The 21,287-nt window shown below is 68.0% G+C and carries 17 protein-coding genes and 1 tRNA gene; 11 read left to right on the top strand and 7 right to left on the bottom strand.

What is annotated here, in order from left to right:
• Positions 1-68: 68 nt before the first annotated feature.
• The gene (locus CHB84_RS14360; protein ID WP_245818747.1) at positions 69-1,346 is read right to left on the bottom strand and encodes an oxygenase MpaB family protein; all 1,278 of its coding nucleotides are present in this window, start codon (positions 1,344-1,346) and stop codon (positions 69-71) included.
• Between the two features lie 142 nt (positions 1,347-1,488).
• Between CHB84_RS14360 and CHB84_RS14355 the strand changes: the two genes are divergently transcribed.
• The 4 genes from CHB84_RS14355 (at position 1,489) to CHB84_RS14335 (ending at position 4,264) form a co-directional block, all read left to right on the top strand.
• Positions 1,489-1,562, top strand: a tRNA-Gly gene (locus CHB84_RS14355).
• 81 nt (positions 1,563-1,643) lie between these two features.
• Positions 1,644-1,976, top strand: a complete 333-nt coding sequence (locus CHB84_RS22955) for a hypothetical protein (protein WP_176439967.1) — start codon at positions 1,644-1,646, stop codon at positions 1,974-1,976.
• A gap of 74 nt (positions 1,977-2,050) precedes the next feature.
• The gene (locus CHB84_RS14345) at positions 2,051-2,770 is read left to right on the top strand and encodes a DUF4352 domain-containing protein (protein WP_089302120.1); all 720 of its coding nucleotides are present in this window, start codon (positions 2,051-2,053) and stop codon (positions 2,768-2,770) included.
• A gap of 930 nt (positions 2,771-3,700) precedes the next feature.
• On the top strand, positions 3,701-4,264 hold the full coding sequence (locus CHB84_RS14335; protein ID WP_089302118.1) for a dihydrofolate reductase family protein: 564 nt from the start codon (positions 3,701-3,703) through the stop codon (positions 4,262-4,264).
• A 398-nt stretch (positions 4,265-4,662) separates the two neighbouring features.
• Here the strand turns inward: CHB84_RS14335 and CHB84_RS14330 are convergent, their stop codons facing one another.
• The 3 genes from CHB84_RS14330 to CHB84_RS14315 all read right to left on the bottom strand — a co-directional run bounded on the left by CHB84_RS14330 (position 4,663) and on the right by CHB84_RS14315 (position 7,996).
• Complete coding sequence (locus CHB84_RS14330) at positions 4,663-5,253, bottom strand: TIGR03086 family metal-binding protein (protein ID WP_089302117.1); 591 nt, start codon at positions 5,251-5,253, stop codon at positions 4,663-4,665.
• Positions 5,254-5,694: 441 nt separating this feature from the next.
• Positions 5,695-6,288: a dihydrofolate reductase family protein gene (locus tag CHB84_RS14325; protein ID WP_089302116.1), complete on the bottom strand. Its 594-nt coding sequence runs from the start codon at positions 6,286-6,288 to the stop codon at positions 5,695-5,697.
• Positions 6,289-7,114: 826 nt separating this feature from the next.
• The gene (locus CHB84_RS14315; protein ID WP_217898565.1) at positions 7,115-7,996 is read right to left on the bottom strand and encodes a phosphatase PAP2 family protein; all 882 of its coding nucleotides are present in this window, start codon (positions 7,994-7,996) and stop codon (positions 7,115-7,117) included.
• An 806-nt stretch (positions 7,997-8,802) separates the two neighbouring features.
• Here CHB84_RS14315 and CHB84_RS14310 point away from each other — a divergent pair.
• The 4 genes from CHB84_RS14310 (at position 8,803) to CHB84_RS14295 (ending at position 13,627) form a co-directional block, all read left to right on the top strand.
• Positions 8,803-9,351, top strand: a complete 549-nt coding sequence (locus tag CHB84_RS14310) for a macro domain-containing protein (RefSeq protein ID WP_217898564.1) — start codon at positions 8,803-8,805, stop codon at positions 9,349-9,351.
• A 63-nt stretch (positions 9,352-9,414) separates the two neighbouring features.
• Positions 9,415-10,158 carry an arginase family protein gene (locus CHB84_RS14305; protein ID WP_089302113.1) on the top strand — a complete coding sequence of 248 codons (744 nt, stop codon included), beginning with the start codon at positions 9,415-9,417 and terminating at the stop codon, positions 10,156-10,158.
• 451 nt (positions 10,159-10,609) lie between these two features.
• Positions 10,610-11,491, top strand: a complete 882-nt coding sequence (locus CHB84_RS14300) for a LuxR C-terminal-related transcriptional regulator (protein ID WP_089302112.1) — start codon at positions 10,610-10,612, stop codon at positions 11,489-11,491.
• Between the two features lie 282 nt (positions 11,492-11,773).
• A complete protein-coding gene (locus CHB84_RS14295) occupies positions 11,774-13,627 on the top strand; it encodes an acyl-CoA dehydrogenase (protein ID WP_089302111.1) in 1,854 nt (617 codons plus the stop codon).
• A 62-nt stretch (positions 13,628-13,689) separates the two neighbouring features.
• Here the strand turns inward: CHB84_RS14295 and CHB84_RS14290 are convergent, their stop codons facing one another.
• The 3 genes from CHB84_RS14290 to CHB84_RS14280 are packed head-to-tail and all read right to left on the bottom strand — an operon-like array spanning position 13,690 to position 18,175.
• On the bottom strand, positions 13,690-16,425 hold the full coding sequence (locus CHB84_RS14290; RefSeq protein ID WP_245818746.1) for a VanW family protein: 2,736 nt from the start codon (positions 16,423-16,425) through the stop codon (positions 13,690-13,692).
• 16 nt (positions 16,426-16,441) lie between these two features.
• Positions 16,442-16,795 (bottom strand): GroES family chaperonin, encoded by a 354-nt coding sequence (locus CHB84_RS14285; protein WP_089302110.1) that lies wholly within the window; start codon positions 16,793-16,795, stop codon positions 16,442-16,444.
• 51 nt (positions 16,796-16,846) lie between these two features.
• Entirely contained in the window at positions 16,847-18,175 is a 1,329-nt protein-coding gene (locus CHB84_RS14280; protein ID WP_089302109.1) for a UDP-glucose dehydrogenase family protein, read from the bottom strand.
• Between the two features lie 304 nt (positions 18,176-18,479).
• Between CHB84_RS14280 and CHB84_RS14275 the strand changes: the two genes are divergently transcribed.
• Genes CHB84_RS14275 through CHB84_RS14265 form a run of 3 tightly spaced genes read left to right on the top strand, consistent with a single transcriptional unit; the run spans position 18,480 to position 21,117 of the window.
• Positions 18,480-19,487: a glycosyltransferase family 2 protein gene (locus CHB84_RS14275; RefSeq protein WP_089302108.1), complete on the top strand. Its 1,008-nt coding sequence runs from the start codon at positions 18,480-18,482 to the stop codon at positions 19,485-19,487.
• Between the two features lie 44 nt (positions 19,488-19,531).
• Positions 19,532-19,861, top strand: coding sequence for a YciI family protein (locus CHB84_RS14270; RefSeq protein WP_342743969.1), 330 nt, complete (start codon positions 19,532-19,534; stop codon positions 19,859-19,861).
• A complete protein-coding gene (locus CHB84_RS14265) occupies positions 19,852-21,117 on the top strand; it encodes an RNA polymerase sigma factor (protein ID WP_089302107.1) in 1,266 nt (421 codons plus the stop codon). Before CHB84_RS14270 ends, CHB84_RS14265 begins: the two co-directional genes overlap by 10 nt.
• Positions 21,118-21,287: the final 170 nt, after the last annotated feature.

Raw genomic sequence — 21,287 nt, 5'->3', positions numbered from 1 at the left:
TCTAATCCGGGTGGGGGCCGAACGTGACATTCGGTTCCTTCTATGGAACCGCTGTCACCTTCGGCTCCTTACTTGCGGCGCGTTCTCGCCGCGTTCGACGAGTTCGAGCGCATGTGCGAGGCGTACGTCGGGTCGAGAGGCACGAGCCGACCCAGCTGGCGTGCGTACGCGCCCCGCGCGAACGCACCCAGCTTCTCCTGCGCCATCGTGGCACCGGGAACGAACGAGCGCACGGTCTCGGTCGCGAAGTTCGCCGCAGCGAGTCCCAGTACCGCCGTCTTGGCAAGCCGCTGGTTGGGCAGGTCGAGGAAGTCGGCGTTGGCATCGCCGAGCAGCATCCGGCTGATCGCGGCATGCAGCCCGATGGACGCGCTCGAGACGAGGCCACCCAGCGGCCCGAAGCGCTCCCCGATACCGCCGTGCGACCGTAGAAGCGCGTTCGCCAGGCGCCGGGAGTCCTCGTCGGGGATGAACTCGGTCGAGGCGAGCAGCCACAGCATCCGCCACGCGTCGTCCTCCCCTGCGGGCAGCAGGCCCTCGTCGACACCCATCAGCCAGCCGATGTAGCGCCACAGGTGCAGGATGTCGTCGCGCTCGCTCTGCGCGTAACGGATGCCGAGCATCTGCGTACCCAACACGAAGACCTGGGAGAACAGCAGCAGCGTGCCGACCGTCTGTACCTGGTTGACCGGCAGGTCCCACGACTCGTAGTCCCAGTCGTCACGCCGGTTCATGGCTGCTCGCACGTGCGCGTGCACCAGCCGGACACGCAAGGCCGAGCAGTAGCCCTTCTCGCCGTGACGCATCGCGCCCGGCGTGGTCACGTCCAACCACCAGGTGGCCGTCTCGATGAGCCGCTTCGGCGCCATGTACTCCAGGTCGCCAGTACTGACCAGCGTCTTCGCCGCCCGGGAAGCCAGGTACCCGCCCATCAGCGACATGTCAGCAAGCGGGAACATCCCCAGCAGCCCTGTCCGGGTGATGGCACGGGCACCGCGCTCCAGCCGGTCGGGATCGACCCAGTACGGGGGCGCCTCGACATCGGTGAAGAAGGCGACCAGCGGTTCCGGGGCATCGCTGACCGAGTCGATGCCCCCGGTGAGGGCCTGCTCGAACAGCTCACGCCCGCGACCGGCGGGCAGCTCCTCCATGAGCTGGACGACCGCGTCCGCCTGTGGGTCCCCGGACTCGGCGTACATCCGCAGGCGGCGTAGCTGCGCAGGCTCGGCACGCACATCGCCCGTGCTCCACAACGACCTGGCCAGGCGAAGGGGGCCACGGGTGAACAGCTCCGGATCCGGCAGGCGTTCGGTGCTTACCTCGGTGGTGTCAACTTCGGAACTCACGGCACACACCCACCCTCCGCGCTGGCGAGACGGACTCGACAACAAGTGTTGTCACTTTTGGTTGCGAGGTCAAGCAGGTGATCTCGACGGGGGAGGGGGTTGAGAACGCCACGAGCGCCTTATGTATGCTATGGGGCCGCAGGCGGATGTAGTTCAATGGTAGAACATCAGCTTCCCAAGCTGAGAACGCGGGTTCGATTCCCGTCATCCGCTCCAAGAGCGTTATAGCAGCTCAGAAGGGCCGCTTCCCGATCGTGGGAAGCGGCCCTTCTGCTGTGCTCGACCCGGTACAGCAACATGCCAACAACATCGTATCTCGACCGGCACGGCCAACAACTAGCCACGATCGGCGTTGTCTCCGTCCTCACCAGACCGACCGCGATGCTGATCGACAAGCTCGGACAGACGTTCAGCGATCAGCTGATCGGCGTCACTGGTCGCCCGCTGGTAGATCAACGCCGCCCGCATGTCGTCATTGCCTATGCGTGCCATCAGATCTTGGGGCAACATACGGGCTTTCGACGCCCCGATGTTGCCCGCGTGCCGCAGGTCATGAAAGTGCAGGCCCGCGAGTCCGACACTAGCGACGATCTTGGTCCACTTGACGCGCTGATCAAGGGGCGGCGCTGACGCGCCGCCGGCGGCCGGCTCCCGCCGGCGCCGACGGTGTGCACCGAGTAGTGTCGCAGCGTTATCGTGCCCACATGTCGAACGAGACCCACGCCACCGGAGGGCGACGCCGCGCGCGCTCTACTCTTATCAGGTTCCGAACCTGGGGTGTTGCCAGTGTGGTGCTCGGGCTGCTCGGTCTTATCGCAGCCCTGGTCGAGGCGTCTACGGTGCTGACGGTTCTGCTGGCGTTGGCAGCGATCGTCTGCGGCGGGCTCGGCTGGAGGCGTGCGCGCCAGCAGCGCTCGACGGGCCGCCGCGACGTGGCCGTTATCGGGGCGGCGCTGGGTGTGCTGACGCTGCTGAGCGCGATCCTGATGGGCACGAGCGATTCTGCCACGGGCGACGCTGGCACCGACCCGGCCGCCGAAGCGACCCAACTCGGGGACACGGTCACGCTGGACAATGTGGAGGTCACCGCCACCGACGTCAGCCCCGCCCCCGACGACATGCGGGGGCCATCTGGCCCAGATTCAGGCACCTACCGGATCGTGAGCTACGAAGTAACCAACCCCGGCGGCAGCGACGCAGTCTTCGATAAGACCGCGCAAACCGTCTACGCCAACGGCGAGCAGTATCCTGCCAGCACCCAGGGCACAAACCAACTGGCCGACTCCACAACTATGCTCGCCACCCTCGAACCCGGCGAGACCACCGACGTCCAGATCGCCTTCGCAGTGCCCGAAGCCGCAACCGTGAGCAAGATCGGACTCGTCGACATGGCCGGGGCGGAATGGACCGTCACTGTGCCCTAACCGGCCAACACCATCGATGAACCACTCCAGGGCCCCACGATCCGGGCTCTTGCCTGCACGTGGCAACGTGCGCCGCCGATTGCCGAAGCCCGCCACACTGCAGCAACATCCCAACAACATGCCCCCGGTCAACCTCTGTCAACAATGGCATCCCGCCCACACCCTCCGCCGCAGGTCAGCACCACTTTCCAGACCCACCCGGCTGGCTCCCAAGCCGAGAACGCGGGTTCGATTCCCGGCATCCGCTCCAACACCAAACCCCCAGGTCACACGGTGTCCACACCAGACCTGGGGGGTTTCGTCTATCACGGTGAGCGTTAGCGCCGGGCCACGCATGGGCCACTAACCCACCGGAGTCGGTACGCCCGCGGGACCCTCGTCGTCGGACTCGCCGCCGTCATCGTTCTTGCGACGCTCGCCCCCAGCGCCCAGAGCCGACCAGCGATGCCCGCATGGCGGCGTCACCCGGTTCACCAGATGTGCGTTTCGCGAGTATTTCGCTGGACTTCGTCGCCCCAGCCGACCTGGCCAACTTCTATGTCGCGTTGCTCGGCGGACAGCTTCTGTGGAGTGGAGACGGCAGCGCAGCGGTCCAGGTGTCCGGGCTCCTTATGGTCATGCAGGGGAGAGCAGGCTATGAAAACCAGCCTCCACCGGAGATGTTGGACGCGGTCTACGGCACAGCGAATCACGGATAGGCCATCGTGCAGAATTTCGAGCAATCCACGGGCAACCAACCTCGGCTATCGGCGGTCAAGCAGGACGCGTTCGACCCGCCGCCGGCGAACCTGCCGGTCTCACTTCCGAGCGCTACAACGCTGCAGCCAGCCGACGCTTGATCGGTCGGCCCTCAGCGCGGCCCGACCGATGACTTTCCCGCGCCGTGCCGGTCTGTACACCGAATACCGACCCACGGGAGGCTGACACGCCATGCGCAAACTTACCTTCGGCATGAACATGAGCCTGGACGGCTACATTGCCACGCCCGACGAGGACCTCGGCTGGAGCGTACCGAGCGACGAGCTGTTCCAGTGGTGGTCCGACCGGGTGGACGCGACGGGTCTGGCGCTGTACGGACGCAGACTGTGGGAGACGATGAGCTCCTACTGGCCGACCGCCGATCAACAGCCTGGCGCCACACCGGCGGAGATCGAGTTCGCCCGCCGCTGGCGGGACATGCCGAAGGCGGTGTTCTCGTCGACGACCAGTACGGTCGACTGGAACACCCGCCTGGTCACCGGCGACGCGGTCACCGAGATCACCCGGCTCAAGGCCGAGGACGGCGGCCCCATGGACATCGGCGGCGCCACATTCGCCGCGGCAGCCATGCGGGCCGGGCTGATCGACGAGTACGCGACCGTCACCCATCCGGTCCTGGTGGGCGGCGGCACGCCGTTCTTTACGGCCCTGGACGATTGGGTGAACCTGAAACTGGTGGAGACCCGGACGTTTCCCGACGGCGTGGTCCTGACGAGGTATGAGACCAGGCGCTGAGTTCCGCCGACGGTCCTGAGCGTCGAGCGGCTCCAGCGTCTACTCGTCCCACTGCAACGCGTCTCCCTACCAGTCGACGACGGACTGCCTCAGACATTGCCATGATCGCCCCTGAACGCGAAAATCCGCCCTGACCTGGGGCAGAGCGGGTGTACCGCGGGTGGCCAGGGGTGGGTTCGATTCCCGTCATCCGATCCAACACCAAACTCCCAGGTCACACGATGTCCACACGCGACCTGGGGGTTTCGTTCAGCACATCCGAGCACCAGCGCGTGCTATCAATGTGCCACGAACTGACCGGCACGGATGCGGTCGCACCACCAGCGTCCGAGTCATCACCGCAGGCCACACCGGCGGCAGCAAGAAGGACGCAAGGGGAGGGGAAGAACGGCTGGAGTTCAGAACCGTGGGGTGACGCGGCGGCCAAGGATGGCGGCAAGCCTGTCAATGGACGTGGCGTGGTCGGGGACTGGCTGTGGCGGCGCGAACGGGGACCTGTCCGGCGGCACGTCAGCGAGCTTGCCGCGGGTGAACTCCAGTGCACGCTCGACGATCTCATCGGGGAATCGGAGTTGTTGACCGGTTGCCCGGGCGAGGTCCCAGCCGTGCACGAGTTCCTCGACGACGCGCAGGTGTACTGCGACGATGCCGGGAACTGCCCCAGCGGGGACGTCGAACGTCGCCTCGAGCACGCCCGGCTCCCGGAACGCGGCAAGCAGGTCCTCGGCGGCCTCAGCGTACGTGGAGGCGGCGTCTTCGCCGAGCATGTCGCCGGTCTTCGGGTCCAACGCGCCAGGCGCGGCGGCCGCCTCACCGCGAACGATGCCGGCGAACAGGCGGCTCCCAATAACCAGATGGTTGACCAGGTCGCAGACCTGCCACTCCGGGCAGGGGGTGCGGGCACTCCACTGGTCCTGCCGGATATCCGCGATCAGGTCGCCCACGGCACTGTGCGTCGCAGCGAGGTCATCGGCGGCAGCGGTTGTCATGGGTTCCCTCCCCGGATCGCTGGCAACGTGCCCGAAGAGTACCGGTGCACAGCGCCGCGGGCACCAGAAGCGACAGAAGAACCCGTAACACGGCACGGTAAACGGCGGCGATCCTCACACAAGCCCCGGTTCGCACGATGTCCACACCAGACTTTGGCTGCCGCGTCTGTCACGTCCGAGCCCAGGCGCGTGCGACGAACGTGCCGCTCCCTACGAGCAGACCCCGCGCGGTCGCCGATCAGCTCAGCCCTCCGCGCAACGCGCGCCCACCCCGATCCGGGCACGCTCCTGCTGGCCGCAGGCACGGACGATGAGCGAGACGCCCGCGGATGGTCGGTGACCCCACGCGGCGCGCCCAACAGCAACCGATCACCGGCGGGGACGGGCCCGCCGCCGCGTGAAGCCCGCCGCGACCCGAACCCTGCCGAAGGCGGACTCGGGTCAGCGATCCGCCGGCCGGTACGTGCAGATCAGGACCCCGGTCCCGGTCGTCGTGGTCGAGGCCAGCTCGAGCGGGCGGGCCTGACCGCCGTCGGGGAACACGCGCTTGCCGCCACCGAGCAGTATCGGCTCGATCATCAGCCGGTACTCGTCGACGAGATCGTGCTCGATCAGCTGCGCTGCGAGCGAGGCGCTTCCCATGACCTGCAGCCCCTTGCCGTCCTTGGCACGCAGCTCGCGCACCGCACCGATCGCGTCGTCCGCGGGCAGCAGGGTCGAGCCCGACCACGTGAGGTCGTCCTGGGTGAGCGTGCGGGATGCCACGTACTTGGGAATCTCGTTCATGCGGTCGGCGAACTCGTCACCGGCACGGTCGGGCCAGGCAGCCGCCATCGTCTGCCAGGTTCGCCTGCCGAACAACAGCGCCTCCGTTCGCCCCATGACCTCGCCGACCGCCGAGCCCATGGTCTCCGGCTCGAAGTACGGCATCGACCAGCCGCCGTGGGTGAAGCCACCGTCGGTGTCCTCCTCGCGCTCGCCGGGCGCCTGCACGACACCGTCCAGGCTCATGAAGTCACTGAGGATGATCTGCATCGTTGCTCCTTTCGTCGGGCGACCCGGACGGGCCGGTCAGCAAGTAAGACCCGGTTCGCACGGAAAAATCATCGCCGCGCACGGCCGCCGCACCGAGAACTCCGGGGTGCACCGGAACCGGGCCGCCTGGCGTACGCCGCGCCGGTTCGATCCACCGGACCCGACCCGGTTACCCCTTCGAAGCAACTCCGCCCCCATCTGAAGATCGGACTTCCCACCCGCACCGCTGTGCGCCGTGGCATCCCCTCCGGATCGTCGACTACGTGCTCACCAGCCCATGCCGACAAGGTCCACATTCCAGGCGCGACCTCGGCTCAGCTCTTCGGCACGACCCTGGACGGTGCCTGCGGAGCCGGGTAGAGCGCCGTCGCCCACGGGCCTGGACGGAACCGCTATGTTGAAGCCTGGCGGCACGCGGAATGGAACCAGGCGTCGAGTTGCGGGCACGCTACGCACGCCACCACGTACGCCGGTGTGCTACCGCAGAGAAGCGGCCGTCCGGGCAGCGTGAGGACGGGGAGATGAACGGAATCGCGATTCGTCCCGCCACGGAGGACGAGTTGGGCACCGTCGCCCAGCTCCGGTGGAACTGGGTCCTCGAGAACAACGGACCGCCGGCGGTCACGCGCGAGGAGTTCATGGACGGCTTCGCGTCGTGGGCGCGAGAGAACGCCGTCACGCACCGGTGCGTCGTCATGGTGCGCGACGACGAGATCATCGGCATGGCGTGGTTGGCGGTCATTCAGCGTGTACCGACGGCGCGTTCCCGGGCACGCGCGACCGTCACCGTTCGCCTCCGGACGAACGCGCGTTTCACACGCTCGGGTTACGTCTGTCCGGGCCGAGAGGCCTCGACGAAGTGTCCGCCACGCGGCGGACTCGTAGCGTTCTCACCAGCTCGATCCTGCGGCATCCGGCCCGGCTCCGCCTCGCTCCCGAGGACGGTCCAGGGGCGAGGTGCACCTTCCACAACCGGCGGGAGAGCACCGTTCGAGGGAGGCCCCGACAATACGGGGCGTATGTAGCGATCCACGAAGTCGCCTTCACGCCACGGCCACCAGTGGCGGGTACGACCCTCCGGAATGAGCTGGTCCGTGCGGATGGCGATACGCAGCCAGAGCCCGCCGGCGATCAGTCCAGCGACGAGGTCGGTGAACCAGTGGAACTGGAGATACACCGACACCGCTGTCTGCACGATCGCCATGGCGATGATGAGGTGCACCACTCGCCGGACGACATGCTGCCTGACCGGCTCGTAGCGAGTAACCAGGAAAAGAACCAGCCCGTAGAACAGGACGACATTGCCCGCATGCCCCGACGGGAAGGCGAGGCCGCCGTAGTCGGAGAAGAACGCCGGGTCGTACTCGCGCGGTTGATTCCGCGCGAACAGGAACTTGAAACCCCAGATCAGACCACTCATCCCCAACACACCGACCGAACTCACGATGATCGGGCGCCAGGAACGGTGCCGGTACGCGAAGATCAATGTCACGATACCCAGCAGCGGTATCGCGATGAACCGCGACCCGACCTCGTTCGGCACGAACTTGAGGAAGTACCAGGCTGTCCCGAGTCGCGTCAGCGGGTGCGGCACCTCATTGAGGTAGTTGTCGAGAAAATGCAGCGGTCCGGCCGCGAGAGCCGTCACCGTGAGCAGCGCCACCATCAGGACGATCGTGACGCTGTCCAACGACAGCTTCCGGATCATCTCCCGTGCACTCGGCCACGCGTTCTCCGGTGGAGACCCGCCACCGCTACGATTCTCGAATCCCCGCCGCGGCCGAATGCGAGCCGGATCATCGAAGCGTGTCGGGCGATCAGCCGACCGCAACGCCTGCTGCGGGGGCGGGTCAACCGCCGGTGTCCGGGTCATCAACTCACCGCGCTCTCTGGCCGGTCGGGGTCGACGCTCATGCGACTCGACGATCGGGACTTCGCGCGATCGTCACAACGAGACCACCGCTCACAGCGGCACAGCCGTGTGGCGCACCTCCACAAGCGTGCCCCGGCCGAGCTCCCCCCGCCGGTCGCTGGTTGACTCGCCCCCGACGACACCCACGTGCTCGGGCGTCTGGATCGCTACCTCGTTGTGCTTGGAGTCCCAGCATAGCAAGCGGCCGGCACCACCCCGACGCCGTACTGCAAGGGACAGATCGGAAGTGACCCGTATCTCGCGCCAGGCCCGCGCAATCGCGCGACCAGCGGTCCGGGACCTTTTCGCCCCGCCGTCGAAATGATTCCGCAGGGGTTCACACGCACTCCGAGTGCGTGGATCGATCCGCAATGTAACCGTCACGAATCCGACGTGATCTCACACACCATACCGTTCGATTCCTGACTCCTGCGACGGACAACGTTCCGGGAGGATGCTGAAACACCCGGCCAGGGGTTGCGGACACACTCGACCGTCCGCCGAGCCGGCACATATGCTACGACGCGTTACGACGCACTCGTCCGGTCCCGGGACACGTGCGGAAGGGCACCCACGAGCTCCCGTACGCCCAAGGAAACGCCATGAGCATCGAGCATCGCATCGCAGACGTCTCCCTCGACGTCGTCGAGGGAGACATCACCCGGCAGCACGAGTTCGATGCCGTGGTCAATGCGGCGAACGCCCAGCTCGCCTCCGGCGGAGGTGTCGCGGGGGCGATCCACCGCGCCGCCGGACCCGGCCTCGCTGCGGAGTGCCGCCCGCTGGCTCCCATCCGTCCGGGTGAGGCCGTGCTCACCGGCGCACACGAGTTGCCGAACAGCCACGTCATCCACTGCCTCGGACCGGTCTACGGCGCCGACGAGCCCGCCGCGGGCCTCCTGGCGTCCTGCTACCGGCAGGCACTCGACCGCGCCGAGCACTACCGGCTCACGGCCGTGGCCTTTCCCGCACTGTCCACAGGTGCGTTCGGCTACCCGATGGACGAGGCCGCCGAAGTCGCGCTCGGCACGGTCCTGGACGCCGCCCCCGCGCTGAGCTCCGTGCGACGGATCCGGTTCGTGCTGCGGGACAAGGCGGCACTCGACACCCACCGGAGGGCACTGGACCGGCTCACCGGCGCCGGATCGTAGGGAGCACCAGCGCGCGCAAAAAATCGCGTGCCTGCCCCACATGCCTGCCAGTACCGTTTCCGCATGCGACCGCTGCTCGTTCCTTACCACCTCGATGAGCACCTGCCCGGTCTCGACGTCCCTGTCGATGCCAGCACCACGATCGAGCAGGCTCTCGGGGACGGGACCCCGTGGGAACGGATGGCACAGCTCTACGACGCCGTAGCCGAGGACGTGGCCGCGACCGCGCGGCACGGGACGATCCCGATGGTGCTGTCCAGCGACTGCACGACCTCGCTGGGCACGGTGGCCGGCCTGCAACGTGCCGGCACCACTCCCTCGATCGTCTGGTTCGACGCGCACGGCGATCTGCAGACGCTGGAGACCTCCCACTCCGGCTACCTCGGGGGTATTCCGCTGCGCGTACTCCTCGGGTACCGCCCGGAACTGATCAGTGACACGCTGGGCCTGCACCCGATCGAGCAGCACCGGACAGTACTGGTGGACGGGCGCGATCTCGACCCGCCGGAGCGGGAGTTCCTGGAGACCTCACCCGTGCAGCAGCGCTCCGTTGCGGAGCTGACCTCCTCGACACTGCCCGACGGGCCGATCTATCTCCATGTCGACCTCGACGTGCTGCGCAAGGAGGATGTCCCGGACCTGATCCTACCCACCGATGGCGGCCCCTCCGCCTCGGTGGTCGATGCCGCGCTGGCCGAGGTCCTGGCCAGCGACCGCGTGGTCGCCGTCGGGCTGGCATGCACCTGGCACCCGCAGCGTGGTTCCGCGGAGCGGGTGGCCCGGCTGTGCCCCTCGCTGTTCGGCTGAGCCGTTCGAACCGGCACGATCCCGGCCGACCCCGCGATGTACCGGGCGCGCTGCTCGTAGCCCCGCGTGGTCACCGGGCCCAGAGCCAGGACGCGCCCGCCCAGGTACGCGTCGCTCTCGCGAGACACCGGATGGATTCTCGGAAAATGTTTCTGATTCTTCACGTTCATGTGTGATATAAATCACACATTTATGAATGCACCTTGCAGCGTATCCTAACCCTATTGAGTGGTAACTGTGCCGCAATTCCCCATTCCGTACTCACGTGATGTGCAATACGCCGCAGGTAGGGGTATGCCTGGCCAGCTGACCGCGCCGGTCGATCCGACCCGGCACACGCCTCGTTGATCGGAGGCACTCGTGCGACCTAGATCACCACATTGTGCCGACATATGCGCAGGGGGTCGTTCGTCTCAGCTGAGCCAGGGAGTTCGCGGAGAGGGAGTTGGTCATGACTCGTAGTTTCGAATCGCGCGGAAACGCGCAGCACCCGGACCGCGTCGGAGGCGCACAGCGGCAACGACCGCTGGCCCTCGGTCTGGTCGACACCGTTCCGCTCTTCCGCGACGGGATCAGCGCCCTCGTCGACAGGACCCCGTGGATGAGGTTCGCCGGGCACGCCGCGAGCCAGCAGGGTGCGATCCACATGACCGAGCAGGTCAACCCGGATATCGTCCTCGTCGACTCGGGCCTGGACGGAGGCTGCCACCTCTCCCACTTGCTGGCCAAGACCAGCTCATCGGCACGCGTGGTCGTGCTCATCCGGGAGTCCGACCGCACGTCCAGCTACCTGGCCGCGGTGATGGCGGCAGGGGCACACGGCGCCACCCCACGATGCGCCGAGCCGCAGCGGGTACTCGATGCCATCCGGCACGCGACGCACGCCCGCCGTTACCTCGACCCGTCACTGGCCAACCTCGTCACCCAGAGCCGGACCGACGACCATCTCGACGAGCAGTCGAACGGCTCGGCGCACACACCGGACCCCAACCTGCTCCGGCTGTCCCGGAGGGAACTCCAGGTCCTGCAACTGATCGCGGAGGGGCTGGAGAACGCGGCCATCGCGAAGGTGCTGTTCCTGTCCGTGGAGACCGTGCGGACGCACGTCAAGAGCATCCTGCGCAAGCTGTCCGCACGGGACCGCACCCATTCGGTCACCATCGCCTTCCGGAACGGGCTGCTCTCGCTGAACAGCCCCGAGGCCGAGCTCCCGTCCCAAGCGGGCAGCGCGGACGGCACCGCGGACACAGACGGCACCCGGGGCAGCCCGTCCCGCCCCGCACTGGCCGTCTCCGGCGTGCGAGCACCGACGCCCGCGCACCCGGCATCATGAACCCGACTGCACGATCCGAGGCGATCCCGCACGCGCTGTGACCGGACAGCCACGATACGGGGAGCCGACGATGCCCTGGACGACGCATTCGTCACAGCGCCTTGTGCGCTCTTGCGGCGCATTACTCGCCAGTAATACAGTTATGTTACTGACCAGTAGCACCGGTCAGCGCGGAAGCACGGTGCGTAACGGGCGCCGGACGGAAGGACCCGGTCAACGAGACTGCCTCGTGCCAAGCAACCACCTCGTCGCCTAGCCACGAACTATACGGAGCGACCAGACATGGGCCACTACAAGAGCAACATCCGCGATCTGGAGTTCAACCTCTTCGAGGTCCTGCGCATCCAGGAGCACCTCGGCACCGGTCCGTTCGCCGAAGCGGATCAGGACGTCACGCGGACGGTGCTGAACGAAGTCAACAATCTCGTTGCCGGCGTCGTGGCCGACGCCTTCGTCGACGGGGACCGCAACCCGCCGGAGTTCCACCCCGAGAAAGCCGACGTCACGATGCCCGAGTCCATGAAGCGGGCACTGCGCGCCACCGTCGAGGCCGGGTGGGACCGCATGAGCCTGCCGGTCGAGCTGGGTGGCTTCGGGATCCCGCCCACAGTGGCCTGGTCGGTCTCCGAGCTCTACCTCGGCGCCAATCCCGCGCTGTTCTTCTACATGGCAGGCAAGACGTTCGCCAGGATCCTGCACGAGAACGGCAACGAGGAGCAGAAACGCTGGGCCGAGATCGCCATCGAGCGCAACTGGGGCTCCACCATGGTGCTCACCGAGCCGGACGCGGGTTCCGACGTGGGTGCGGGTCGCGCGAAGGCCGTCAAGCAGGACGACGGCTCGTGGCACATCGAGGGCGTCAAGCGGTTCATCACCGGTGCCGCGCAGGACGACATGACGGAGAACATCTTCCACCTGGTGCTCGCCCGCCCGGAGGGGCCGGACATCGAGCCCAAGCCCGGCACGAAGGGCCTCGGGCTGTTCTTTGTCCCCGCGCACCACTTCGATGCCGAGACCGGGGAGCTCACCGGTGAACGCAACGGCGTCTACGTCACCGGCGTCGAGCACAAGATGGGCATCAAGGCCTCGACCACCTGTGAGCTGACCTTCGGCCAGCACGGCACACCCGCCAAGGGCTGGCTGGTCGGCGACAAGATCGACGGCATCGCGCAGATGTTCGACGTGATCGAGCACGCCAGGATGATGGTCGGCACCAAGGCCATCTCGACCCTGTCCACCGCTTACCTCAACGCGCTCGAGTTCGCCAAGGAGCGTGTGCAGGGTGCGGACATGACGCAGATGGTCGACAAGACCGCCCCGCGGGTGACCATCACGCACCACCCGGACGTCCGGCGCGCGCTGATGACGCTGAAGTCCTACTCCGAGGGCATGCGGGCGCTGTACCTGTACACGGCGTCCTACCAGGACAGGATCATGCTCGGGAAGGCGTCGGGCGAGGATGTCGACCTCGCCGAGCGGGTCAACGACCTGCTCCTGCCGATCGTCAAGGGTGGCGGCTCGGAGCGCAGCTGGACTCTGCTGGGCACCGAGGCGCTGCAGACACTCGGTGGGTCCGGCTTCCTGCAGGAGTACCCCATCGAGCAGTACATCAGGGACGGCAAGATCGACACCCTCTACGAGGGCACCACCGCCATCCAGTCACTGGACTTCTTCTTCCGCAAGATCGTCCGCGACAAGGGACAGGCGCTGACCCACGTGGCGGGCGAGATCACGCAGTTCATCGACTCAGAGTCCGGTAACGGCCGCCTCAAGGAGGAGCGTGCGCTTCTCAAGCAGGCCCTGGACGATGTGCAGGGCATGGTCGGGGCCATGATCGGCGAGCTGACCGCATCGCAGGAGGAGCAGGAGAACGTCTACAAGATCGGCCAGCACTCGGTGCGCCTGTTGCTGTCCACCACGGACCTGCTCGTCGGCTGGCAGCTGCAGCGCCAGGCCGAGATCGCCCTCGCCGCGCTGGACAACGGCGCGAGCGAGAAGGACAAGCCCTTCTACGAGGGCAAGATCGCGGCCGCGTCGTTCTTCGCCAAGACCGTGCTGCCCGAGCTGTCCTCCCGCCGCAAGATCGTGGAGTCGGCCGACAACACGCTGATGAACCTCGACGAAGCGGCGTTCTGAGTTACCCGTGCTGAATGACGCTTTCAGTCCATCTTGCGGACTGAAAGCGTCATTCAGCGTTCCTAATCGTCCTCGCCGTCCGTGCAGACGATCTTGGGCTTCGGGTTGTACGTGACGGTGTCCGACTCGCGACGCACGACCTCCCCCGTGTCGGGGTCGCGCAAGATCCGCGTGTTGGTTGCCGTGAAGCCCGCGATACCGGCGGACGGCTCGCAGTCCGGGTCGTCGATGCGACGCTCAGACGGCTCCACCACGTCGGTGCGGTCGCTGGTCACCGAGTCGACGTCGTACCGCTTCGTCCCCCAGATGCGCACCGTGATGCTGCTCGGCGTCCAGTTGGTCTGGATGGCCACACCGGTCTCCGCGTCGTTGGTGAACGCCAGGTCGATGCCGCCACCACCGGCAGCCTGGAACACGGTGGCCTCCCGCGCCACCGGGTAGCGGCTGATGTAGTAGCTGTGCGGCGAGTGCCCGGCATCCCGCAGGCCCGCGAAGTACGCCGCGTTGTACAGCGTCGTGGCGAACTGCGAGATGCCGCCACCGACCGCGCGGCCGGGCACACCGTTCTCGATGATGCCCGCGTCGACATACCCCTGCGCTTCGGTGCGCGGTCCGGTGTGCTGGTTGAGGCTGAACGTCTCACCCGGCTTGACGATGGCCCCGTCGACCTGCTGTGCCACCCGCCGGATGTTGACCCCCGAGTCCTGCGCGAAATCCTCGGTGGTGAACTCACCGATCACCTCGTCGATGCCGAGTGCCTCCGCCTCCTCGGTGGTGACCTCCGGCTTGTCGTCGGTGTAGGTCACATCGATCTCGCGATCCTCGGTGCGCACGAGGACATCCATGAACGGCTCGAGGGTGGGCCTCCAGTCGATGACCCGCCCTTCTTCGGAGGGCTCCACGGTGGGTTCCCCGCCCGAGAAAACGATCTCCGCGTCGCGGCCCTCATCCTCGGTGTCGGCCAGCTTCGGCTGCAGCGCCTCCTCGAGGGCCTCGTCGTCGGCCTCCGCCTCCAGCGAGCCGTCGTCACCCGGGGTGAAGTTCAATACCTCACCGATCTCCGCCGGGCTCAGCCGGGCATCGTCGCCCTCGCCCCGGAACGTGACCGGGCCGGACACCGCCGGTTCGGCCACCGACCGCAGTATCTCCTGGACAGCCGCCGCGTCCACCGCGGCCGGTTCGACATCGACCTCCAGCTCGACGCCGTCCCGATCCAGCCAGGACGTACGCACGGTCTCCGCCGCGCCCTCGATACTGGTGAGCTCCTGCCCCGGCATCGGATCGACCGCAACCGCCTCGACGTCACCATCGCTACCCGGGACGGGTTCGAACTCGATGCCGCCCTCTTCCTTCTCACGGTGCAGCTCCTCCGCGGCGAGCTCATCCAGCGCCGGGACCAACCGCTCCTCGTCGGCGTTGCCGACGACACCGATCTCACGGGTGGTGAAGAACGAGGTCACCCTCGTGATCGGGTTCAACGGCTGCCGCCCGACCTGCTCCAGCGTGCCCTGCCAGTTCACGCTGAGCCCGGCAGCCTGGGGATCCAGCTCCGCTTCCATCTCGCCCGCAGTGATCGCGACCGGTTCGGACGTCCGCGGGCGTAACTCGTCCTGCAGCTTGCTCTCGGCTGCCTCCTCGCTCATCCCGCCGACCGAGACGCCCGCGACGGTAACGCCACGCGGCACATCCCCGGCCGAGAGCAGCAAGTCGGCGCCGTAGACGAGCGCGAGAACGCCGAGCACGCTCCCCGCGACGAGCAACGGCCGACGCAGCCAGCGGCGCCTGCCACCCGCCGAACCGTCGTCTCCGCCACCGCCCGCGGCACCCATGGATGCGAACCCGGCCGTGTCATCGGTGGCATCCGTGGCGTTGCGACCGGTCTCGTGGTGGCCGATGCGGACCGGGTCGACGGCTACCGGGGCGATGACCGGGGTGAGGGCATCGGTGCTCCCGTCGGTGACCGCGTCGAACGTGGTCGTGACTTCCTGGTCGGCGGCCCTGGCCGGTTCCTCCCGCTCGCTGACCGCGGGCATCGCCTGGGTGACTTCCGGGGCCGCGACCGGCATCGCCATCGTCGTCGACTCGTCGACAGCTCCCGTGACCGGTACCGCACCGATCGTGGTGGCTTCGGTGGCTTCGGTGCTGTCCGGCTCCTGCTTCCCACCGGTGACGGGCTCGGACCGGACCGTCGCCGGTTCGGAGTCCTCAACCGGCCAATGACCCGCCGTGTCCTGCTCGTCCGGTGCGGCAGCGTCAGTAGTGTCGGCGGAGTCGGCGGTGCCGGCGGCATCCGGCTCCGGCTCGGCCGGCCACGTGACTGCCGTATCCGTACCATCGGGCTGGGCGCTCTCGGGCTGGGCGCTCTCGGGCTGGGCGCTCTCGGGCTGGGCATGCTCCGGCTCGGGACCCGCAGGCTCAGCGCCGTCCGGGCCGGCATCGTCAGGAACGTCGTCATCCGAGGCAGCGGTGTCCGGTGCGGCGCTGCCCGGTTCCGCGCTCACCGGCTGGTCTTCCTCGGCCCGGGTTTCACCCGGCCCGGCTTCTTCCGGCCCGGCTTCGCCCGACCGGGCATCCTCCAGCTCCGGCAACGGGGTCCCCGGGGTCGTGGGGTCCTCGGCCGCGGCCGGCTCGGCCGGATCACCGTCCGGCTCGTGGTCCCGACCCGCGTCCCGCTCCGCGTCGTCAGCCGCGCCGCCGGCAGCGGCGTCCGGCACCGAGCCGTGCTCGGTAGCTGGTTGCTGGTCGCCTGGCTCGTCCCCGTCCGAGTCCGCAGTCGGCCACTCGTGTTCCTCCGGCACCGATTACCCTCCCGCGCTACAAGTACAAGCCAGTGCCGTGCTCCGTACGTTCGCTGGCGATCGCGTGTACATCGCGCTCACGCATGACCAGGTAGGCCTTACCGTGAATCTCGACCTCGAGTTGGTCCTCGGGGTTGAAGAGCACCCGGTCGTTCACCTTAACGTTTCGGACATTGTTCCCCACACCGAGGACATCACCCCATTCGAGGCGACGCGCCACCTGCGCGGTGGCCGGTATGACGATTCCCCCGCTGCTGCGACGCTCTCCCTCATCGGCCGGGACGTGCACGAGCAGCCGGTCGTGCAGCAGCTGGATCTCGAGCTTCGAATCACCGCTGGGAGCGAGGTGGGAGTCTGACACGCCCGACATGCTACTTGTATGCGTTGCGCTGCATGGTAGTGGTCGGAGAACGGCAACGCCTCAGGGCGTTACGGCGCGCCCCAACCCGCGGTACGTCCAACCCGCGGCCTCCCACCGCGACATGTCGAGCGCGTTGCGCCCGTCGACGATGTAACGCTGAGCGACGACATCACCCAGTTTGGCCGGGTCGGTGTCGCGGAACTCGCGCCACTCGGTGAGGTGCAGGACCACGTCCGCACCGGCGCACGCGTCGACGATCGAGTCCGCGTAGTCCAGCGTCGGGAAGTACCGGCTGGCGTTCTCCATCGCCTTCGGGTCGTACACCCGAACCTGCGCCCCCTGCAGCTGGATCAGCCCGGCGACGTTGAGTGCGGGCGAGTCGCGAACGTCGTCCGAGTTGGGCTTGAACGCAGCTCCCAGCACGGCTACCCGCTTGCCGACGAACGTCCCGTCGCAGCACTCTCTCGCGAGGTCGACGGTACGGGTGCGCCTGCGGATATTGATCGCGTCGACCTCCCGCAGGAAGGTCAGCGCCTGATCGGCTCCCAGCTCGCCCGCGCGGGCCATGAACGCGCGGATGTCCTTGGGCAGGCACCCACCTCCGAAACCGATCCCGGAGTTGAGGAACTTCCTGCCGATCCGGTCGTCGTAGCCGATGGCGTCGGCGAGCATCGTCACGTCGCCCCCGGCGTGCTCGCACAGCTCGGCCATCGCGTTGATGAACGAGATCTTGGTGGCCAGGAAGGCGTTCGCCGCGACCTTGGCGAGCTCGGCCGTGGCGAAGTTGGTCACGAGGAAGGGGGTCCCTGCGGCGATCTGCTCGGCGTAGACCTCCCGCAGGATGCCCTCCGCGCGCTCCGAGGCCACCCCGATCACCAGCCGGTCGGGTTTGAGCGTGTCCTCCACCGCGAAACCTTCACGCAGGAACTCCGGGTTCCAGGACAGCTCTGCCTCGGAGCCTGCGGGGGCCAGCTCGGCGACACGGTCGGCGAGTACGGCGGCGGTGCCGACCGGCACCGTGGACTTACCGACGATGAGGCAGGCGCGGCGCAGGTGCGGGGCGAGCCCCTCGATCACGTCCTCCACGTACGAGACGTCCGCGGCGAACTCGCCCTTGCGTTGTGGCGTGCCCACGCAGATGAAGTGCACGTCGCCGAACTCAGCGGCCTCGACGTAGGAGGTCGTCAGGCGCAACCTTCCCTCGTCAACGTGCTTGCGCAGCAGCGGCTCGAGGTCGGGTTCGTAGAACGGGACGCGCCCCTCGTTCAGCGAGGCGATCTTGTCCGCGTCGACGTCCAGGCCGAGAACCTCGAAGCCCAGCTCGGCCATGCAGACCGCGTGGGTCGTGCCGAGGTACCCGGTTCCGATAACGGTGATGCGGTGTGTCACGTTCTTCTCCCTCGAGATCGGCAAAGCAGCGTCGCCGACGACCTCTGCGCCAGTATCGCGGCCGGGTTGTGCACACCGACCGGACCGCCGTCATCGTGCCAGCCCCCATGCGGTCGGTAACCGAGAGCCGCCCCTGTGCGCGACACCGCCCGCCGACGGGCCGCCCCGCGGGAATACTATCCACGGACAGCGAGCGCGCTGCGCGCGGAAGTCGATCGCAGGATACCGTTCCGGTGGTTTGCGACACACGCTACGGCTCGCGCGATCACAGTACGCCTCAGCGATGGGTAAACTTCATTACACTATGGAAGCTACTCCGGCGCCGTCACCGAGCCCGCAACCCGACGCTGGGCTACCCGGCATCTCGGTGATCATGCCCGTGCTGAACGAGGAACGTCACCTCAAGGCTGCGGTCACCGCGGTGCTCGAGCAGGACTACCCGGGCCCGGTCGAAGTGATCGTGGCGCTCGGGCCGTCCTCGGACGGCACCGACCGGATCACCGCGGAGCTCACCGCAGCCGACCCGCGCGTACGCACGGTGCGTAACCCGGAAGGCACCACGCCACGCGGGCTCAACCGTGCGCTGAAGGAAACCTCGTACGACATCGTCGTCCGGGTGGACGGTCACGCGGTGCTGCCGTCGGGCTACCTCAGTACGGCCGCCAGGGTCCTGGAGGAGACGGGGGCGGACAACGTCGGCGGGATCATGGCCGCGGAGGGCACGACGCCCGTCGAGAAGGCGGTTGCCTGCGCCATGAACAGCTGGCTGGGCGTGGGGGGCGCACGCTTCCACCTCGGCGGCACCCCCGGGCCTGCCGAGACCGTCTACCTCGGGTCGTTCCGCCGCTCCGCGCTCGACCGGGTCGGCGGCTTCGACGAGGACCTGGCACGCGCCCAGGACTGGGAGCTCAACCTCCGCATCCGCCGGTCCGGCGGCACCGTGTGGTTCACCCCCGATATGCGCGTCTCGTACCGCCCCCGGGGTGACATCCGTGGCTTGGCCAAACAGTTCTTCCGTACCGGGCAGTGGCGCCGTGCCGTGGTGCGGCGGCACGCCAAGACGCTCAGCCTGCGCTACCTCGCGCCGCCGCTGGCGCTGGCCGGTATCGCAGGCGGCCTGGTGACAGGAGCGGCGGGTTTCGTTCCGGCGTTCGCGTTGCCCGGGGGGTACGCCGTGCTGATCGTCGCCGGTTCGGTGGTCACCGGGCGCGGCGAGAGCCCCGGCACCCGTGCCCTGCTGCCGCTGGTGTACGCGGTGATGCACACCGCATGGGGCGCCGGGTTCATCTTCAGCCCTCGCCGGCTGGGGTAGCCCCGCCGCCTGCTCGCGGGACGGTGTGGGAGCCCAATGTCACGTTGGGCTCCTTCTATGGAACCAAGGTCACCTTCGGCTCCCACAAACTTTTCCTCGATCCCTGCCTCGCGATGTCGATCCAGCGCGAGGGCGGAGCGTGGGTCTTCGGCGGCGGCCTGCACCCACCCGACACGGCCACCGTCGTGCGGGCCACGGACACCGAGGCACGCACCACGGACGGTCCGTACCTCGAAGGCAAGGAGCACATCGGCCGGTTCACGGTCATCACGGCGCCCGATCTCGACGCCGCGCTCGAATGGGGCCGCAAGCTCGCTCAGGCGACCACCCTTCCCATCGAGGTCAGGCCGCTGGCAGACGGGACATGTGGGTGATCCCGGACCTGGCTGGCCCGTCCACCCCGGAGATCGAACGCGTATTCCGCGAGGAGTACGGCCGGGCGGTGACCGTCCTGGTGCGCGTCTGCGGTGACATCGACGTCGCCGAGGAGGCGGTCCAGGACGCGTTCGCCATGGCGGTGCGGCGATGGCCGTCCACCGGGCTACCCCCGAGCCCGGCGGGATGGATCATCACCACAGCCCGCAACCGCGCGATCGACCGGCGCCGCAGGGAGTCGTCCCGGCAGGACCGGCATGCGCAGGCCGCGCTGCTCGGCTCACCCGCGCACGCCGACGGTATCGGCACCGGGCACGAAGACCGGGAGGGTGCCGTGCGCGACGACCGCCTTCGCCTGATCTTCACGTGTTGCCACCCCGCGCTGTCGCGCGACGCCCGGGTGGCGCTGACGCTCCGGTTGCTGGGTGGACTGTCCACTGTGGATATAGCGCGAGCGTTCCTGGCCCCCGAGCGGACAATGGCGCAGCGCCTGGTCCGCGCGAAGCGCAAGATCCGCGACGCGGGGATCCCGTACCGGATGCCGGACGAGGCCGACCTCCCGGAACGGCTCGAGGCGGTGCTGGCCGTCGTCTACCTCATCTTCAACGAGGGTTACACGGCCGGCTCCGGCGAGTCGCTCGTCCGCGAGGACCTCAGCTCGGAGGCGATCCGCCTCGGCCGCATCCTCTCCGGGCTGATACCGGACGAGCCGGAAGTCATGGGGCTGCTGGCGCTCATGCTGCTGACCGAGTCGCGCCGGACCGCGCGCACAACGGGTGACGGCTCTCTCGTCCCCCTTGCCGAGCAGGACCGCGAGAGCTGGGACCGCGAGCTGATCGCCGAAGGCCAGGCCCTCGTGCGCGCGTGCCTGCGGCGCGATCGGCCAGGCCCGTGCCAGATCCAGGCGGCGATCAACGCCGTACACAGCGACGCGGCAAGCACCGCGAGCGCGGACTGGCGGCAGATCGTCCAGTTGTACGACCAGTTGCTGGAACTCGCGCCGAGCCCGGTGGTGGCGCTGCACCGCGCGGTCGCGGTGGCAGAGCTCGAAGGGCCGGAAGCGGGACTCGCCCTCGTCGACGACCTCGGTCTCGATCGGTACTACCTGCTGCACGCGACCCGCGCCGATCTGCTGCGCCGCCTGGGGCGGGACGCCGATGCAGCGCGAGCGTACGAGGCAGCGATCACCCGCACGGACAACGCGGCGGAGCGCGCCTTCCTCCGGGGCCGGCGTGCGACGCTGGCCGGCCCCTGAGCGCAGTGTGCGGTGCATCGGCCACTCGGCCGGAGACGCGACTCACCTGCGGTACCGGGTCAGCGTGTAGCGCCTGCCCATTGTTCCAGGTTCGCGACGAAGTGGCGGGCGTGGTGTGGCCAGGAGTACTCGGCCAGGGCCGCCTCGTGCCCGCGCTTGCCCATCTCCGC

It is taken from the genome of Haloechinothrix alba (assembly GCF_900188115.1).
GTDB classification, from domain to species: Bacteria; Actinomycetota; Actinomycetes; order Mycobacteriales; family Pseudonocardiaceae; genus Haloechinothrix; species Haloechinothrix alba.
The sequence above is the reverse complement of the archived record's forward strand: the minus strand, read 5'-3'. Positions and strand labels throughout refer to the sequence as shown.

What these genes read in the sequence shown, in the direction of transcription:
- CHB84_RS14285 (WP_089302110.1), bottom strand. Translation starts at nt 16,795, where the DNA reads ATGTCGGGCGTGTCAGACTCCCACCTCGCTCCCAGCGGTGATTCGAAG.
- CHB84_RS14265 (WP_089302107.1), top strand. Translation starts at nt 19,852, where the DNA reads ATGTGGGTGATCCCGGACCTGGCTGGCCCGTCCACCCCGGAGATCGAA.
- CHB84_RS14335 (WP_089302118.1), top strand. Translation starts at nt 3,701, where the DNA reads ATGCGCAAACTTACCTTCGGCATGAACATGAGCCTGGACGGCTACATT.
- CHB84_RS14330 (WP_089302117.1), bottom strand. Translation starts at nt 5,253, where the DNA reads ATGACAACCGCTGCCGCCGATGACCTCGCTGCGACGCACAGTGCCGTG.
- CHB84_RS14310 (WP_217898564.1), top strand. Translation starts at nt 8,803, where the DNA reads ATGAGCATCGAGCATCGCATCGCAGACGTCTCCCTCGACGTCGTCGAG.
- CHB84_RS14315 (WP_217898565.1), bottom strand. Translation starts at nt 7,996, where the DNA reads ATGATCCGGAAGCTGTCGTTGGACAGCGTCACGATCGTCCTGATGGTG.
- CHB84_RS14295 (WP_089302111.1), top strand. Translation starts at nt 11,774, where the DNA reads ATGGGCCACTACAAGAGCAACATCCGCGATCTGGAGTTCAACCTCTTC.
- CHB84_RS14325 (WP_089302116.1), bottom strand. Translation starts at nt 6,288, where the DNA reads ATGCAGATCATCCTCAGTGACTTCATGAGCCTGGACGGTGTCGTGCAG.
- CHB84_RS14345 (WP_089302120.1), top strand. Translation starts at nt 2,051, where the DNA reads ATGTCGAACGAGACCCACGCCACCGGAGGGCGACGCCGCGCGCGCTCT.
- CHB84_RS22955 (WP_176439967.1), top strand. Translation starts at nt 1,644, where the DNA reads ATGCCAACAACATCGTATCTCGACCGGCACGGCCAACAACTAGCCACG.
- CHB84_RS14275 (WP_089302108.1), top strand. Translation starts at nt 18,480, where the DNA reads ATGGAAGCTACTCCGGCGCCGTCACCGAGCCCGCAACCCGACGCTGGG.
- CHB84_RS14300 (WP_089302112.1), top strand. Translation starts at nt 10,610, where the DNA reads ATGACTCGTAGTTTCGAATCGCGCGGAAACGCGCAGCACCCGGACCGC.
- CHB84_RS14305 (WP_089302113.1), top strand. Translation starts at nt 9,415, where the DNA reads ATGCGACCGCTGCTCGTTCCTTACCACCTCGATGAGCACCTGCCCGGT.